This is a genomic window from Sphingomonas quercus (assembly GCF_018863195.1).
Taxonomy (GTDB): Bacteria; Pseudomonadota; Alphaproteobacteria; order Sphingomonadales; family Sphingomonadaceae; genus Solisphingomonas; species Solisphingomonas quercus.
On the sequence record NZ_JAHKRT010000004.1, the window covers coordinates 322,418 to 337,116 of the forward strand.

Annotated in this window: 14 protein-coding genes; 7 read left to right on the forward strand and 7 right to left on the reverse strand. The window is 69.7% G+C overall.

Going from position 1 to position 14,699, the window contains the following annotated elements; translation table 11 throughout:
- Positions 1 to 20: 20 nt before the first annotated feature.
- Positions 21 to 2,684: a phosphoenolpyruvate carboxylase gene (gene ppc / locus KOF26_RS09970; protein ID WP_216323926.1), complete on the reverse strand. Its 2,664-nt coding sequence runs from the start codon at positions 2,682 to 2,684 to the stop codon at positions 21 to 23.
- Positions 2,685 to 2,821: 137 nt separating this feature from the next.
- On the opposite strand from ppc, the gene KOF26_RS09975 reads away from it, so the two are divergent.
- Positions 2,822 to 3,010: a hypothetical protein gene (locus tag KOF26_RS09975; protein WP_216323928.1), complete on the forward strand. Its 189-nt coding sequence runs from the start codon at positions 2,822 to 2,824 to the stop codon at positions 3,008 to 3,010.
- A gap of 17 nt (positions 3,011 to 3,027) precedes the next feature.
- On the opposite strand, the gene KOF26_RS09980 is transcribed toward KOF26_RS09975, so the two are convergent.
- Positions 3,028 to 3,594 (reverse strand): HNH endonuclease, encoded by a 567-nt coding sequence (locus KOF26_RS09980; RefSeq protein ID WP_216323930.1) that lies wholly within the window; start codon positions 3,592 to 3,594, stop codon positions 3,028 to 3,030.
- Positions 3,595 to 3,731: 137 nt separating this feature from the next.
- Between KOF26_RS09980 and gluQRS the strand changes: the two genes are divergently transcribed.
- From gluQRS to egtD, 5 genes are read left to right on the forward strand one after another with little or no spacing between them, the layout of a single operon-like run.
- Entirely contained in the window at positions 3,732 to 4,646 is a 915-nt protein-coding gene (gene gluQRS / locus KOF26_RS09985) for a tRNA glutamyl-Q(34) synthetase GluQRS (protein ID WP_216323932.1), read from the forward strand.
- A complete protein-coding gene (locus KOF26_RS09990; RefSeq protein WP_216323934.1) occupies positions 4,643 to 4,867 on the forward strand; it encodes a twin transmembrane helix small protein in 225 nt (74 codons plus the stop codon). The genes gluQRS and KOF26_RS09990 overlap by 4 nt, the downstream gene beginning before the upstream one ends.
- 4 nt (positions 4,868 to 4,871) lie before the next feature.
- Positions 4,872 to 5,462 (forward strand): cob(I)yrinic acid a,c-diamide adenosyltransferase, encoded by a 591-nt coding sequence (locus KOF26_RS09995; protein WP_216323938.1) that lies wholly within the window; start codon positions 4,872 to 4,874, stop codon positions 5,460 to 5,462.
- A gap of 48 nt (positions 5,463 to 5,510) precedes the next feature.
- The gene (gene egtB / locus KOF26_RS10000) at positions 5,511 to 6,776 is read left to right on the forward strand and encodes an ergothioneine biosynthesis protein EgtB (protein WP_216324116.1); all 1,266 of its coding nucleotides are present in this window, start codon (positions 5,511 to 5,513) and stop codon (positions 6,774 to 6,776) included.
- Positions 6,776 to 7,759, forward strand: a complete 984-nt coding sequence (gene egtD, locus KOF26_RS10005) for an L-histidine N(alpha)-methyltransferase (RefSeq protein ID WP_216323941.1) — start codon at positions 6,776 to 6,778, stop codon at positions 7,757 to 7,759. Before egtB ends, egtD begins: the two co-directional genes overlap by 1 nt.
- Here the strand turns inward: egtD and KOF26_RS10010 are convergent.
- The 4 genes from KOF26_RS10010 to KOF26_RS10025 form a co-directional block, all read right to left on the reverse strand.
- Positions 7,756 to 8,964: an NAD(P)/FAD-dependent oxidoreductase gene (locus KOF26_RS10010; protein WP_363182211.1), complete on the reverse strand. Its 1,209-nt coding sequence runs from the start codon at positions 8,962 to 8,964 to the stop codon at positions 7,756 to 7,758. The two genes, egtD and KOF26_RS10010, sit on opposite strands and share 4 nt — an antisense overlap.
- 23 nt (positions 8,965 to 8,987) lie before the next feature.
- A complete protein-coding gene (locus KOF26_RS10015; protein WP_216323944.1) occupies positions 8,988 to 9,758 on the reverse strand; it encodes a LytR/AlgR family response regulator transcription factor in 771 nt (256 codons plus the stop codon).
- A 21-nt stretch (positions 9,759 to 9,779) separates the two neighbouring features.
- Positions 9,780 to 10,859 carry a sensor histidine kinase gene (locus KOF26_RS10020; protein ID WP_216323947.1) on the reverse strand — a complete coding sequence of 360 codons (1,080 nt, stop codon included), beginning with the start codon at positions 10,857 to 10,859 and terminating at the stop codon, positions 9,780 to 9,782.
- A 293-nt stretch (positions 10,860 to 11,152) separates the two neighbouring features.
- On the reverse strand, positions 11,153 to 12,484 hold the full coding sequence (locus KOF26_RS10025) for a dihydroorotase (RefSeq protein ID WP_216323950.1): 1,332 nt from the start codon (positions 12,482 to 12,484) through the stop codon (positions 11,153 to 11,155).
- Between the two features lie 45 nt (positions 12,485 to 12,529).
- Here KOF26_RS10025 and ygfZ point away from each other — a divergent pair, with 45 nt between their 5' ends.
- On the forward strand, positions 12,530 to 13,264 hold the full coding sequence (gene ygfZ, locus KOF26_RS10030; protein ID WP_216323953.1) for a CAF17-like 4Fe-4S cluster assembly/insertion protein YgfZ: 735 nt from the start codon (positions 12,530 to 12,532) through the stop codon (positions 13,262 to 13,264).
- Here ygfZ and KOF26_RS17140 read toward each other — a convergent pair whose 3' ends face one another.
- On the reverse strand, positions 13,265 to 14,587 hold the full coding sequence (locus KOF26_RS17140; RefSeq protein WP_253201302.1) for an NF038122 family metalloprotease: 1,323 nt from the start codon (positions 14,585 to 14,587) through the stop codon (positions 13,265 to 13,267). It abuts the gene before it with no gap.
- Positions 14,588 to 14,699 lie beyond the last annotated feature (112 nt).

The window sequence follows — 14,699 nt, forward strand, 5'->3', positions numbered from 1 at the left end:
GCGGATCCGCATCGTCCGCCTCAGCCGCTGTTGCGCAGCGCCGTGGCAATGGCGTTGATCGACAGCTCGATGCCCTCGCGGATGTGCGGATTATCCTCGCCGGCGCGGTGACGGCGGAGCAGCGCGATCTGGAGGTGGTTGAGCGGCTCGATATAGGGCAGCCGCAGCAGGATCGAGTTCTCCAGCACCGGATTCTTCTCGAGCAGCCGGGTCTGGCGGGTGACGCTGAGCAGGCTGTCGTGGGTGACGTGCCAGGCATCGCGGATGCGGCCGAAGATCGCGCCGGCCATCTCCTGATCCTCGACCAGCCCGGCATAGAGCTTGGCCAGCCCCATGTCCGACTTGGCGAGCACCATCTCGAGGTTGGCGAGCGTCGCCTGCAGGAACGGCCACGCCTCGACCATCTCGCGCAGCAGCGCCATGTCGCCGAAGCTCTTCAGCGCCTGACCGACGCCATACCAGCCCGGCAGCATCACCCGCGCCTGCGCCCAGGAGAACACCCAGGGGATGGCGCGCAGGTCCTCGATGCGATCGGACTTGGTGCGGCTGGCCGGGCGCGAGCCGATCTTCAGCCCGGCAATCTCCGGCAGCGGCGTCATCTGGCGGAAGAAGGTGCGGAAGCCTTCGGTGCCGTAGACGAGATCGCGATAGGCGGTGAAGGCCGTCCCGGAGATGGCGTCCATCGCCTCGGCGAAGCGCGCCTGGTCGGCCGGCGACAGGGCCGGCGGCTCCAGGCTGGCGAGCAGGGTGGCGGACGCCATCGCCTCGAGGTTGGCGGCGGCGCTCTCGCGCGTGCCATATTTGGCGGCGATCACCTCGCCCTGCTCGGTGATGCGGATGCGGCCGTTGACCGTGCCCGGCGGTTGCGCGAGAATCGCCGCGAAGGAGGAACCGCCGCCGCGGCCCACCGCGCCGCCGCGGCCGTGGAACAGCTGCATGCGCACGCCGGCTTCCTCGAACACCGGCGCCAGCGCGCGGCCGGCCTGATGCAGCGACCACACCGAGGTGAGGTAGCCGCCATCCTTGTTCGAATCCGAATAGCCGACCATCACTTCCTGCCAGCCGGTGGCGCGCGCGGCCTTGGCCACTTCCGGAAGGCCGAACCATTCGCGCATCACTGCCGGCGCGTTTTCGAGGTCGCCGATCGTCTCGAACAGCGGCACCGCCATGATCGCCGCGCCCTCGCCCGGCCGATACAGCCCCGCCTCGCGCAGCAGGATGTGGACCTCGAGCATGTCCGACACGCTTTCGGCCTTGGAGATGAGATAGACGGTGATCGCCGCCCGGCCATAGGTGCGATGGGCCTCGGCAGCGGCGTGGATGATGTCCAGCTCCGAGCGCGTCTCTTCCGAATATTCGGCCCCGGGGAAGGAAAGCGGGCGCGGGCCGGCCAGCTCGCGGCGCAGCAGGGCGACGCGCCCCGCCTCGTCCAGCGCGAGATAATCCGCCTCGACGCCGGCGACCTTGAGCAGTTCCGCCACCACGCGCTGGTGGACATCGGCATTCTGGCGCAGGTCCAGCGTGGCGAGATGGAAGCCGAACGTCTCGACGGCGCGGATCAGCCGGCCGAGCGCGCCGCCGCCGGCCGCAGCACCGCCGCCGCGGGCGAGGCCACGGGCCAGCGCGACGAGATCCGCGCGCAGCGCCTGCGGGGATTGATAACGCTCCGCTACCGTCGCGGCAGGACGCGGCGGCGCACGACCGACGATCGCCTGATAGGTGGCCGCGGTACGCGCATAGATGCCGGTGATGGCGCGGCGATAGGGTTCGTCCGCCCGCGCCGGGGATTCGTCGTGGCTGGCGACGGCGAGCGCCTCCACCGCCTCGTCCGCCGGCCCGAGCTCGGTGGAGATGGAGAGTTCCGCGCCGAGCGCGTGCAGTTCGCGCAGATAATGGCCGAGCACCGTCTCCGCCGAGCGCGCGAGCACGTGACGCAGCGAATCGGCGAGCACGTTGGGATTGCCGTCGCGATCGCCGCCGATCCAGTTGCCGAGCCGCACGAAGCTGGGCGGCCGCGCGTTCAGCGCCCGCTCCCAGCGCGTGTAGAGCGCCGGCAGCGCCGGCAGGAGGCTGTCGCGCATATAGGCGAGCGCGGTCTCGATCTCGTCGACGACGTAGAGCCGCTCACGCCGCAGCGGCCGGGTGCGCCAGAGCAGCGCGATCTGGCGCGCGATCGCTTCCTCGACAAGATCGCCGTCCGGCGTCTCGGTGGCGCCCGTATCGCGCAGTGCCATCAGTTGGGCGATCAGGTTGCGATGATCGATCACGCTCTTGCGCCGCACCTCGGTCGGGTGCGCCGTGAGCACCGGCACGACCAGCGCATGATCGAGCAGCGCCATCACCCGATCGCGCCCGATGCCCTGCTGTTCCAGTCGGCTGACGGCGTGGGCGACATCCGCACCGCTCTCGGCGGCGACGCCCTGGCGATCCTCGGCGAGGTTGGCGAGCATCGAGAACAGCATGAAGCCGCGGGTGAAGGCGAGGGTCTCCTCGAGGCTCAGCGCGTCGAGGCCCGGGTCGATCGCATCGGCATCGGCGATGCCACGGGCGCGATCAACCGAGGTCGAGCGGATATATTCGGTGCGGCGGAACAGCGCTTCGCCGCCCTCCTGGCGGATGACGTCGCCGAGCAGGCGGCCAAGGAAACGGATGTCGGGGTTTTGCGCGATAGATCGTGATGCCATGGTTTCGACGCTGCATTGCGGCAAGAAACTGGTCAAGCGCGGCTCCGTCAAAAACGTACAATCGAGGGAGAAACGGCCTCGCCGGTACGTTCATGTCCTGTTACATATTTCTGACAACACCGCTGGTGGAGCCCGCCTTGGCCCTGTTGCCTTTTCTTCCCTTGCTGGCCGCGGGCTTTGCCTGTCTCGGTACCGATGCCGACGCCGGTACCAACGCCATGGCCTCGGTGCAGTGGGCGGACACGATCGGCCCGGTCCACGCGGTGGTCGCGGCGTTGTTCCTCATCGCCACGCTCAAGCTGGCGCGCGGCACCTACCGCCGCTGAGCGGACGCCGCGCGGCCTCACGCCTCCAGCGGCACGTCCCAATAAAGCCAGTCCCGCCAGCTCTCGTGCAGATAATTGGGCGGGAACCGCCGGCCATTGTCCTGCAGCTGCCAGCTCGTCGGGCGGTGGGGGTTGGTGTAGAGCGCCATGTGCGCCTGACGCGGGGTGCGCCCTCCCTTGCGCAAATTGCAGGGCGCGCAGGCGGTGGCGACATTCTCCCATGTCGTGCGCCCACCCTGCGCGCGCGGCACGACATGGTCGAAGGTCAGCTCATGCCCGCTGCCGCAATATTGGCAGGTGAAGCTGTCGCGCAGGAACAGGTTGAAGCGGGTGAAGGCCGGAAAGGCGCTTGGCCGCACGAATTGCCTGAGCGCGATCACCGAGGGCAGGCGCATGCGCGCCGACGGGCTGTGCACCTCGCGCTCATAGGTGGCGACGATGTCGACGCGCTCCAGGAACACTGCCTTGACCGCGGTCTGCCACGGCCACAGGCTCAGCGGATAATAGCTGAGCGGGGTATAGTCCGCATTCAGCACCAGCGTGGGGCAGCTGTCGGGATGCCGGATGACGTCGGGATGGTACATCGCTCGAAACGGCCTTTCAAAGCGGGAAACCCGCCCGTGCCGCCGAAGCCCGCCCCTGTCGCACTCAGGACGCAGATGCCGGAGGCCGGCCGCGTTCCCTGTCGTCGCGCCCTATGACGGAGGTGCGTGACGGGGGCATGACAGCATGGACCGCGACTCGCGGTCAAGAGCCCGCTTCGCGCGCGCCGGTCACCACGCGCTTCGCGCCGAGCCCGACCGGGCGGCTGCACCTCGGCCACGCCTTTTCCGCCCTCCTCGCCCATGATTTCGCGCGCGCGGCGGGCGGCCGCTTCCTGCTGCGCATCGAGGATATCGACGGCACGCGCTCGCGGCCCGAGCATATCGACGGGATCGTCGAGGATCTGGCGTGGCTCGGCTTGCGCTGGGACGAGTCCGTGCTGCGGCAGACGGAGCGGCTCGCCGCCTATGCCGAAGCGCTCGGCCGGCTCAGGGCCGCGGGTCTCGTCTATCCCTGCTTCTGCACGCGCAGCGACATCGCCGCCGCTGCCAGCGCGCCCCACGGCCCGGCCGGCGCCCTCTATCCCGGCACCTGCCGCGCGCTGGCACCCGACGCCCGCGCCGCGAGGCTGGGCGAGCCGCATGCCTGGCGGCTGGACATCGCCGCCGCCCGCGCCGCCGCGCCCGCGCGACTGTTCTTCGACGATGGCCGCCTCGGCCGCATCGAGGCGCGGCCCGAGCGGCAGGGCGACATCGTCCTCGCCCGCAAGGATGCGCCGTCCTCCTATCATCTCGCGGCCACGCTCGACGATGCGTGGACGGGGGTGACGGACGTCGTGCGCGGCGAGGACCTGGTCGAGGCGACCCACGTCCACCGCCTGCTACAGGCGCTGCTCGGCCTGCCGACCCCGCGCTATCACCACCACCGGCTGCTCGCCGGGGCGGACGGACGCCGCCTCGCCAAGCGCGATGGCGCCCCCTCCCTCGCCGGGATGCGCGCCGCCGGCGCCGATCCGGCGGCGCTGGTGGCGGAGCTGCGCGCGCGGGCAATATCGTTGGCATCTGACGGCGAAGGGCCTACATTGCGGCAATGAATACACTCCTCGTCATCCTGCTCGTGCTGGCGATGATCGCCACCGTCGGAGCGCTGGTCCGCGGCGTCGTCATCCTGCTCAAGACCAAGGAGCACGAGCTGATGTCGGGCACCGGCCCCACCCATTCCGGCCTTCAGCAGAACAAGGCGATGCGCGCGCGCATCATGTTCCAGGCGCTGGCGGTGTTGATCGTGGTGCTGTTGCTGATGCTGCGCCGCTAGCGCGGTGGTCCGCCTCAACAGGATTTATACCCGCACCGGCGACGACGGCACCACCGGGCTCGTCGACGGCTCGCGCACGGCCAAGCACGCCCCGCGCATGGCCGCGATCGGGGCGGTGGACGAAGCCAATTGCGCGATCGGCGTCGCCCTGCTCCAGCCGCTCGACGAGGGCCAGGCGGCGATGCTGTCGCGCATCCAGAACGAGTTGTTCGACCTCGGCGCCGACCTCGCCACGCCGGGCACGGAGTTCACGCCAGACGAGATGACGTTGCGCGTCGTGCCGGCCCAGGTGGCGCGGCTGGAGGCGGAGATCGACGCGATGAATGCGGGGCTGGCCCCGCTGAAGAGCTTCATCCTGCCGGGCGGCACACCGGCCGCGGCGCACACCCATGTCGCCCGCGCTGCCGTGCGCCGGGCCGAGCGCGCCGCTACCGAGGCGGCGGCTGCCGAAACGCTCAACCCGGCCGCGCTCGCCTATCTCAACCGGCTGTCCGATCATCTGTTCGTGCTCGCGCGCGTCGTCGCGGGCGATCATGAGGTGTTGTGGCGGCCGGGCGCCACACGCGCCCCTTGCGACAGCCCCGGCGGAACCTAAGTTCGGGCCGGCCGGTTTTTCCGGCGGAAGGGGCCGGAGATGGACGACATGGCAGCGCGGGCGACCCCCGCCACCGACCCGCTGGCGGCCCAGTTCGCGGCCGTGCGCGCCCTCAGCACGGCGCTCGCCGCGCCGCTCAGCGACGCCGACGCCACCGTCCAGCCGATGGACGACGCCTCTCCCGCCAAATGGCATCTCGCCCACACCACCTGGTTCTTCGAAACCTTCGTGCTGCGCGATCACCTTCCCGGCTACCGCCTTCATGACGAGCGATGGCCGTTCCTGTTCAACAGCTATTACGAGGCCGAGGGCGCGCGCCATCCACGCGGCCGGCGCGGCATGATCACCCGGCCTTCGCTGGCCGAGGTGATCGGCTGGCGCGAGCATGTCGACGCCGCCTTGCTGGCCGCGCTGGATCGGCTCCCGCCCGCCGCGCGCGACCTCGTCACGCTCGGCCTCAACCATGAGCAGCAGCATCAGGAACTGCTCCAGACCGACATCCTCGCGCTGTTCGCCGAGAATCCGCTGGCGCCGGCGATATGGGACGCGCCCCGCAACCGGCCGACCCCGGTCCCTGACCCGATCCGCTGGATCGAGGGGCGCGACGGGCTGGCCGAGATCGGCCATGACGGCGCCGGCTTCGCGTTCGATTGCGAAGGGCCGCGCCACGCCGTGCTGCTTCATCCGCATGCCCTCGCCGACCGGCCGGTGATCAATGCCGAATGGGAGGCGTTCATCGCCGACGGCGGCTACGGCCGCCCCGAGCTGTGGCTGGCGGACGGCTGGGCGTGGGTCTGCCGGGAGCGGATCGAGGCGCCGCTCTACTGGCGCCGCATCGACGGCAAGTGGCATCAGTTCGCGCTGGACGGGCTGCATCCGCTGCGGCCGGCGGCCCCGGTGAGCCACATCAGCTATTACGAGGCCGACGCCTATGCCCGCTGGGCCGGCGCCCGCCTGCCGACCGAGGCGGAATGGGAAGTCGCCGCCGCCGGGCAGGATCCGGCCTCGGGCAACCAGCTCGACGCCGCGGGCCCGGTCCGCGCCAAGGCCGAGGGCGTGCACCGCGTCGGCCTGCATCAAATGTTCGGCGACGTCTGGGAATGGACCGCCTCGGCCTATCTTCCCTATCCGGGCTTCCGCCCCGCCGAAGGTGCGGTCGGCGAATATAATGGCAAGTTCATGTCCGGGCAGGCCGTGTTGCGCGGCGCGAGCTGCGCCACACCGCGCGGCCATTCGCGGGCCAGCTACCGCAATTTCTTCTATCCCCACCAGCGCTGGCAGTTCACCGGCCTGCGCCTCGCCAAGGATGCCTGATGCTGCTGGAGGAATCCCGCGCCGACACCGCGACGGCCGCCGCCGACCCCGCCTTTCGCCGTGACGTTCTGGCCGGCCTCGCCGCCACCCCAAGGGCGATCCCAGCCCGGTGGTTCTACGATCAGGCGGGCTCGGAGCTGTTCGAGCGGATCACCCACCTGCCCGAATATTACCCCACCCGCACCGAAACCGGCATCCTCGCCAGCAAGGGCCTGGAATTCGCCTCGCTGATCGGCGCCAACCGCGCCGTGATCGAGTTCGGTTCGGGCTCTTCTACGAAGACGCCGCACCTGCTGCGCGCGATCCAGCCGGCGGCCTATGTGCCGATCGACATTTCCGGCGACTTCCTGCGCAGCTCGGCCGAGGCCCTTTCACAGCGCTTTCCCGATCTGCCGGTGCTGCCGGTGGAGGCCGATTTCATGCGGCCGATCGCGTTGCCGGGGCCGGTGTCGCGGCTGCCAAAGCTCGGCTTCTTCCCCGGCTCGACGATCGGCAACATGGTGCCGCCGACCGCCGTCGACCTGCTGCGCGCCATGGCCGACACGCTCGGCGGCAATGGCGCGATGCTGCTGATCGGCATCGACCGCATCAAGAGCGAGGACATCCTCGTTCCCGCCTATGACGATGCAGCCGGCGTCACCGCCGCCTTCAACCTCAACCTGCTCCACCGCATCAACCGCGAGCTGGGGGGCGATATTCCGGTCGAGGCCTTCCGCCACCGCGCGCTGTGGAACGAGGGAGAGGCGCGCATCGAGATGCATCTGGAGGCGCTGCGGGACGTGGCGTTCACCGTCTCCGGCCGCGCTTTCCGCATGGCCGCGGGCGAGACGATCCACACCGAGAACAGCCACAAATACGGCCCCCGCGATGCGCGCCTGCTGCTGCGCGCCGGCGGCTGGACGGTCGCCAGGGAATGGACCGACCCGGACGGCCTGTTCGCCCTGATCCTCGCCGAGGCGACCCCGCCGAGGGCGGCGCCCTAGACCAGCGACTTGAGCGGCACCTGCGCGTCGGCGAGCGCCGCCGGATCGGGGTGCACCCGGCCGAGGATCAGCGCGCGACCCTGCACATAATCCCGCGTGGCGTTGACGCAGTCGAGCGCGATCACCCGGCCCTCTTTCAGATAGACCAGCGAAAAGGCGCGAGTTGCCGGGTCGCCACGCAGCACCGCCGCGTCATGCCCGCCGGACAGCCCCACCGTCTGCAGCCTGAGGTCATACTGGTTGGACCAGAACCACGGGATGGCGTCATAGGGTTGCGGTTGGCCGGCGATGAAGCGGGCCGCGGTCGTCGCCTGATCATTGGCGTTCTGCACCGATTCCAGCCGGATCACCGCGCCATCCGCGAAGCGATTGGCATGCGCCGCGCAATCGCCGACTGCAAAGATGTCGGGGAGGCTGGTGCGGCAATGATCGTCCACCGTCACGCCGTCGCCGCCGGCCGCGCCCGCCGCCAGCAACGGCGCCACCGCCGGCACGATGCCGATGCCGACGATGACCATCTCCGCCGGCAGCACCGCGCCGTCGGCCAGCCGCACGCCGGTGGCCCGGCCGTCCGCGCCCTCGATGCCGGCAACCGCCGCCGACAGGCGCAGATCGACGCCGTGGCGGCGATGCTCCTCCTCGTAGAAGCGCGACAATGCCGGCCCGGCGACCCGCGCCAGAACCCGGTCGAGGGCCTCGACCAGCGTCACCTGCTTGCCGGATTTGGTCAGCACCGCCGCCGCCTCCAGCCCGATATAGCCGCCGCCGACGACGACCACGCGGCGTGTCGCGGGCAGCTCGGCGATCAGTCGATCGACATCGGCGCGGGTGCGGATGGCATGCACGCCGGCGAGATCGCCGCCCGCGCAGGACAGCCGCCGCGGCGCCCCGCCCCCGGCCCAGATCAGCCGGCCATAGCCGATCGTCGCGCCGTCGGCGGTGGTGACGCGACGCGCCTCGGGGTCGATCGCGGTGACGCGGCGGCCGAGCAGCAACGCGACGTCGCGCTCCCCCCAGAACCCGGCCGGCCGGATCAGGATACGCTCGAACGGCTTGTCGCCGGCGAGATAATCCTTCGACAGCGGCGGTCGCTCATAGGGCGGCTCGGGCTCGTCCCCGACGATCGCGATCGAGCCGGCAAACTTCGCCTGCCTGAGCGCCAGCGCGGCCTGCGCACCACCATGGCCGGCGCCGACGATCAGCACGTCGTAATGGGGTGCCCCTTCGCTCAGAGCCCGAGCACCTGTTCGAGCCGCTTCAGATAATTGGGGCCGACCTGCACCTGCGCGCCGTCTTCCAGCACCAACGTTACGTTGCGGCCTTGCCGGCGCACCTCGGCAACGCGATCCGGCCGCACGATCGCCGAGCGATGCACGCGCATCAGCCGCGTGCCGGTGAGCCTTTCCTCCAGCGCGCCCATCGTCGTGCGGACCATGTGGCTGCGCGTCGGCGTGTGGAGCAGCACATAATCCTTGGCCGCCTCGATCCAGCTGATCGCGTCGAGCGGCACGCGCCGCTGGCCGTGCCGCTCCGGCACCCAGAAGCCGTCATCCTCCAGCCCCGGCTCGACGCCGGGGGCGTTGGCGCGCATCTGCGCCATCTCGGTTTCGAGCGCATCGACGCGGCCCGCCTGATCGCGCAGCGCGCGACGGCGGCGCGCCCGCTCCACCGCCTGACGCAGACGATCGAAGCGCACCGGCTTCAGCAGATAGTCGGCTGCGTCGACCTCGAACGCGTCGGGCGCGTAATGTTCGTGGGCGGTGACGAAGATCAGCTCCGGCCGCGGCTCGACATTCAACTCGTGCGCGGTGCGCAGCCCGTTGCGGCCCGGCATCTCGACATCGAGCAGCACCAGATCGGGCAACAGCCGGGCGACCGCCTCGACCGCTTCCTGCCCATCGGCGGCCCGGCCGATCAGCTCGACCTCCGGGATATCGCCGAACAGCACCTCCAGGCGATCCAGCGCCAGAGGCTCGTCATCAACAATCAGCACGCGCATGGAAGTTGGGCCCCTCAACCCTCATATCGGATGGCGCAGGTCGCCATCCCTGTGCAGCGGCAACCGGATGGTGGCGGCATAGCCTTTCCCAGTCGGCCCCGCCTCCAGCTCCGCAGCGCGACCATAAAGTATGTCGAGCCGATTGCGTATATTCTCCAGACCGGTTCCGGTGCCGTGCGGACGATCAGAGGTCAAGTCCGCGCCGTCGTCGCTGACCTGCATGGCGAGCTGCCCCTCCTCCGCGGACACGGCGAGCCTGATGGTGGCGCCGCGCCGCGACGGGCCGACCGCGTATTTCACCGCATTCTCGACCAGCGGCTGCAGGATGAAGCCCGGCACCAGCGCGTCCTCAAGCTCCGGCGGGCATTCGAGATCGAAGCGCAGCCGCTCGCCGAATCGCACGCCCTCGATGTCCAGATAGGCGGACAGCGTGTCGAGCTCGTCGGCCAGCACCACCGTGTCGGACGGCCCGCCGGCCAGCGATGCGCGCAGGAAGCCCGACAGCCGGCCCAGCATCTCATCGGCCTTGCCCGGCTTGCCGGTGACGATCAGGCTCGAAATGGCGTTCAGCGTGTTGAACAGGAAATGCGGATTGATCTGGAATCTGAGCGCGGCCAGCTCCGCCTGATGGCGGGCGATGCGGGCCGCGACCAGCTGGCGTTCGCGCACCTGGCTGGTGGCCGCCGACAGGATCAGGCCGATCGCAGTGGCATAAAGCTCGTAGATCCAGACATAGGTCAGGAACCTGGTCATCAGCCGCTCCACCGTGACCGGCGCGTCGGCGACGAACATGCCGCGCAGCAGCATGGTGATCGATACGTCCAGCATCGAATGCAGCCACGCCGCCAGCACCGCGGCGACCCCCGCCGCCATCATGCGCGGCACGAAATGACGCCGTCGCATCGACCAGAGCAGCAGATAGACCGGCACCGACAGCAGCACGCCCGGCGCCACCGCCGCGGCGATGATCGGATAATCATACCAGGCGAGCACGGCGCGGTCGGCGAAGCTCGGCATCAGGAAGGTAAGGTAGGTGAAGCACCACAAGCCGATCGTCAGCCAGGCGCTCTGCCGTCGCCCGGAGCGGTCGCGGATGTCCATTGCCGTCATCGTGTCAAATGCCCGTCCCTCCGATCCTGCTTATCGCAGAGGGCGGGCGCGGGATCACCAGCGCGGACGGCTTCTTGGTCGCCCGACTCGTCGGCTTCGTCGATGGATCGGGCCGGATCGACTTGCCGCCCGCGCGCGACTGCCCCCGGCCCGTCCGCGCCGAGCCGGCATTGGCTTGTCGGGATGCCGCATCGAAGGGCCTTGGCGTGGCGCCCTTTCGCTTCGCGCCTGCCGCGACAAGGGGGCTGCTTCCCGACAGGCGCGAACCGGACGGGGGGCCCGGATCAGGGCCGGTAGGTGGCCTGGAAGCGCACCGGCCGGCCCGTCGCCTGCGGGGCGAGCTCGCCCTCCCACATCACCTGCCGGCCGCGGATCACCGTGCCCAGCGGCCGGCCGGTGAGCTGCATGCCGGTGAACGGCGACCAGCCGCAGCGCCACGCCAGCCAGCTCTCCTCCACCGTCCAGCGGGCCTTGAGGTCCACGATGGTGAAGTCGGCGTCGTAGCCGGCGGCGATGCGCCCCTTGCCGACCAGTCCGAACACACGCTGCGGGCCGGCGCTGGTCAGCTCGATCAGCCGTTCGAGAGTCAGCCGGCCGGCGGCGACATGATCGAGCATCAGCGGCAGGATGGTCTGCACCCCGGGCATGCCCGAGGGCGAGGCGGGATAGGCCTGCGCCTTTTCCTCCCGGGTGTGCGGCGCGTGATCGGAGCCGAGCACGTCGGGCACGCCCTGGTTGAGCCAATGCCACAGCCCGTCGCGGTGCGCGGCGGAGCGGATCGGCGGGTTCATCTGCGCCCAGGTGCCGAGCCGGGGATAGGCATCCTCCGCGGCCAGCGTCAGGTGCTGGGGCGTCACCTCGCAGGTGGCGATGTCCTTGTGCTGGGCGATCAGCGCCAGCTCCGCCGGCGTGGTGACGTGGAGGATGTGGATCGGCCGCGCCGCCGCGCGGGCCAGCGCGAGGATGCGGCGCGTCGCGATCAGCGCGCTTTCGTCGTCACGCCACACCGGATGGCTGGCCGGATCGCCGGTCACCCGCTCGCCGAGCCGCGCCTGCATGCGCGATTCGTCCTCGGCATGGATGGCGACGCGACGGCGGCCATGGGCCAGGACGCGCGCCAGAGGCTCGTCCTCGGCGACGAGCAGGTCGCCGGTCGACGCGCCCATGAAGATTTTCACGCCGGCCGTGCCGGGCAGCATTTCCAGCTCGCCGAGCTGCGTGGCGTTGGCGGCCGTCGCGCCGACGTAGAAGGCGTGATCACACCACATGCGATCGCGGGCGCGGGCGAGCTTGTCGGCGATCGCCTCGGCGGAATCGGTGTTGGGCTTGGTGTTCGGCATCTCGAACACGGCGGTGACGCCGCCCAGCACGGCGGCGCGGCTGCCGGATTCGAGATCCTCCTTGGCCTCCAGGCCCGGCTCGCGGAAATGAACCTGGCTGTCGATGACGCCGGGCAGCACGTCGAGCCCGGTGCAGTCGATGCGCTCCCCGGCATCGCCGAGGCCGGTGCCGATCGCCGCGATGCGCCCGTCGCGCACGCCGATATCCGCGCGCGCGGCGCCGCCGGGGGTGTGGATCGTGCCGCCGGTCAGGATCAGATCGAACGTCTCGGCCATGGGGCATGCCTTTCCTAAACTATGTGCCCTCCCTACCTTGCCGGCATGAACGCCACCACCCTTCGCGACCGTGCCCTGATCCGCCTGTCGGGGGAGGATGTCCGCGGCTTCCTGCAGGGGCTGGTGACGGCCGACATGAACGCGCCGCTGCCGGCGTGGGGGGCGCTGCTCACGCCGCAGGGCAAGGTGCTGTTCGATTTCCTGCTCTGGGCCGAGGGTGACGACATCCTCGTCGATTGCGAGGCCGATCAGGCAGATGCGCTGGTGCGCCGGCTGACCCTTTACCGCCTGCGCCGGCGCATCGTCATCGCGCGCGAGCCGGCGCTGGCGGTGCATTGGGCGCCCGGGGGCGATGCCGGCGTCGCCGATCCGCGCCTGCCCGGCCTCGGCCGGCGCTGGCTGGCACCTGCCGAGGAGGGCGACGCCGCCGCGGCGTGGCGAACGCACCGCCTGGCGCTGGGCGTCACCGAGGGCGCGGCCGAGCTTGGCCAGGATCGCACGCTGTGGCTGGAGGCCAATGCCCGCGAGCTGGGTGGAGTCAGCTTCACCAAGGGCTGCTATGTCGGGCAGGAGAATACCGCGCGCATGCATCATCGCGCCAAGGTGTCGCGGCGGCTGGTGGTGCTGCGCACGGGCGAGGATCCGGGCGAGGCGGCCAATGTGCATTACCCCGCGCTCGGCCTCGCCGTGGCGCGGCTGCGGGTCGAGGCGATCCTGGCGTCGGCGGCGATCCTGCCGGAATGGCTGAAGGACGCGATCGCCGCCGACGCCGAGGCCTGATCAGGCGAGTGCCGGCGCCCGCCGCCGGGCCCGCTGGACGCCGCCGATCACTCCGAAACCAATCAGCATCATCGCCCAGGTCTGCGGCTCCGGCACCCCGGCAAGCGCCGCCAGCCCGGGGAGCCGGAAGGCCTGCGCGGTGTCGAAGGCGTAGCCGCGATCGGTCAGCACATCGAGGTTGAGATTCCAGCCCATCGCGTCGAACGCCGCCAGATCGTTGCTGGTGACGATGCCGTTGCTGCAATTGCTGGAGGTCGGGTCCATGATGCCGACCTGCCGCGCGTCGGTGTAGCAGCCATTAGGCAGCAGGATGGCCAGCGCGTCCTTCCAGTGCGAGGCCTGGCCGCCATCGCCATTATAGGCACCCGTGGCGAAGAAGGATGAGGAGGCGTCGCCCAGCTCGGCGTTGAAGTTGAACGGCAATTGCCCGTCGATCGAGAAGAACGCCTCCCGGCCCGGATCGAGCTGCAACGCGCGATTGAGCCCGGTCTCGTCGAAGCCATTGGTCGCGTAGCGAAACAGATCGAGCGTGGTGGCGAAGGCGACATCATCCGCGACCGCCGCGGAAAGCGGCGCACCCGGACCACCGGGCAGCGAATAATAGTCATAATCGTCGGTGCCGCTGACGAAGCCGAGCGCGTGGCCCATCTCGTGAATGGCGACGCCGACGAAGTCATAGGTGCCGATATCGACGCCGTCGGACGGGTTGAAATCAAACGCGAAGTTCGAGCTGAAGGTGATGTCCGCGTCCGACGTGGCGTTATAGAGGTTGGCCCCGACCTGGTCGTTGATCGCCTGGAACAGGCTGTTGCCATAGTTCACCCCGATGCCGAGACCTTTGGTCACGGACGTATTGGTGAACATGAAGCGGTTATTATAGCTGTCATTATCGTCGTAGACGCTGCCCGGGATGGTGCTCAACGCGCCGCCCTGCGCGCCCGGCACGCGCATGCCGAGGCCGCCGGCCGCGCTCAGCGGGCGAAGATTGGCGACGGCGATGTCGTCGAGCGCGCTGCTCCTGGTCGCGCCGAGCTGCTGATAGACGAGCGCCGTGGAGGTATCGAGGCCGTTGCTGAGCGTCGAGCCGAGCACGCCCTCGTCGAGCGCATCGAAATGGACATCGAAGCGCAACGTGACGTCCGTTGAGATGGTCTTGTTCCAGTAATTCGCCGCCTTCTGGAAGCCGAGCAGCGCGGCAGCGCCATTGGGCGAGGAAAGGAAGCTCGAATCGGGATTAAGCCGGATGTCGAGCGCCGAGGCCGGCGTCGCGGCGATGGTCGATACACATGCAGTCAGAAGGACCCCGGTTGCGAATCGGATCATGTCTGCACCCCTGTTGCGTGGTCACTCATCAGGAGTGGCCGCATCTGGGGAAATTCAGCCCAATATTGGGACAGGTCAAACGATTTTAACCATTTGTTGCGCAGGCGTGCCG

Coding starts and splice junctions, on each gene's coding strand:
- ppc (WP_216323926.1), bottom strand. CDS start 2,684: ATGGCATCACGATCTATCGCGCAAAACCCCGACATCCGTTTCCTTGGC.
- KOF26_RS09980 (WP_216323930.1), bottom strand. CDS start 3,594: ATGTACCATCCCGACGTCATCCGGCATCCCGACAGCTGCCCCACGCTG.
- gluQRS (WP_216323932.1), top strand. CDS start 3,732: ATGACAGCATGGACCGCGACTCGCGGTCAAGAGCCCGCTTCGCGCGCG.
- KOF26_RS09990 (WP_216323934.1), top strand. CDS start 4,643: ATGAATACACTCCTCGTCATCCTGCTCGTGCTGGCGATGATCGCCACC.
- egtB (WP_216324116.1), top strand. CDS start 5,511: ATGGCAGCGCGGGCGACCCCCGCCACCGACCCGCTGGCGGCCCAGTTC.
- egtD (WP_216323941.1), top strand. CDS start 6,776: ATGCTGCTGGAGGAATCCCGCGCCGACACCGCGACGGCCGCCGCCGAC.
- KOF26_RS10015 (WP_216323944.1), bottom strand. CDS start 9,758: ATGCGCGTGCTGATTGTTGATGACGAGCCTCTGGCGCTGGATCGCCTG.
- KOF26_RS10020 (WP_216323947.1), bottom strand. CDS start 10,859: ATGGACATCCGCGACCGCTCCGGGCGACGGCAGAGCGCCTGGCTGACG.
- KOF26_RS10025 (WP_216323950.1), bottom strand. CDS start 12,484: ATGGCCGAGACGTTCGATCTGATCCTGACCGGCGGCACGATCCACACC.
- ygfZ (WP_216323953.1), top strand. CDS start 12,530: ATGAACGCCACCACCCTTCGCGACCGTGCCCTGATCCGCCTGTCGGGG.
- KOF26_RS17140 (WP_253201302.1), bottom strand. CDS start 14,587: ATGATCCGATTCGCAACCGGGGTCCTTCTGACTGCATGTGTATCGACC.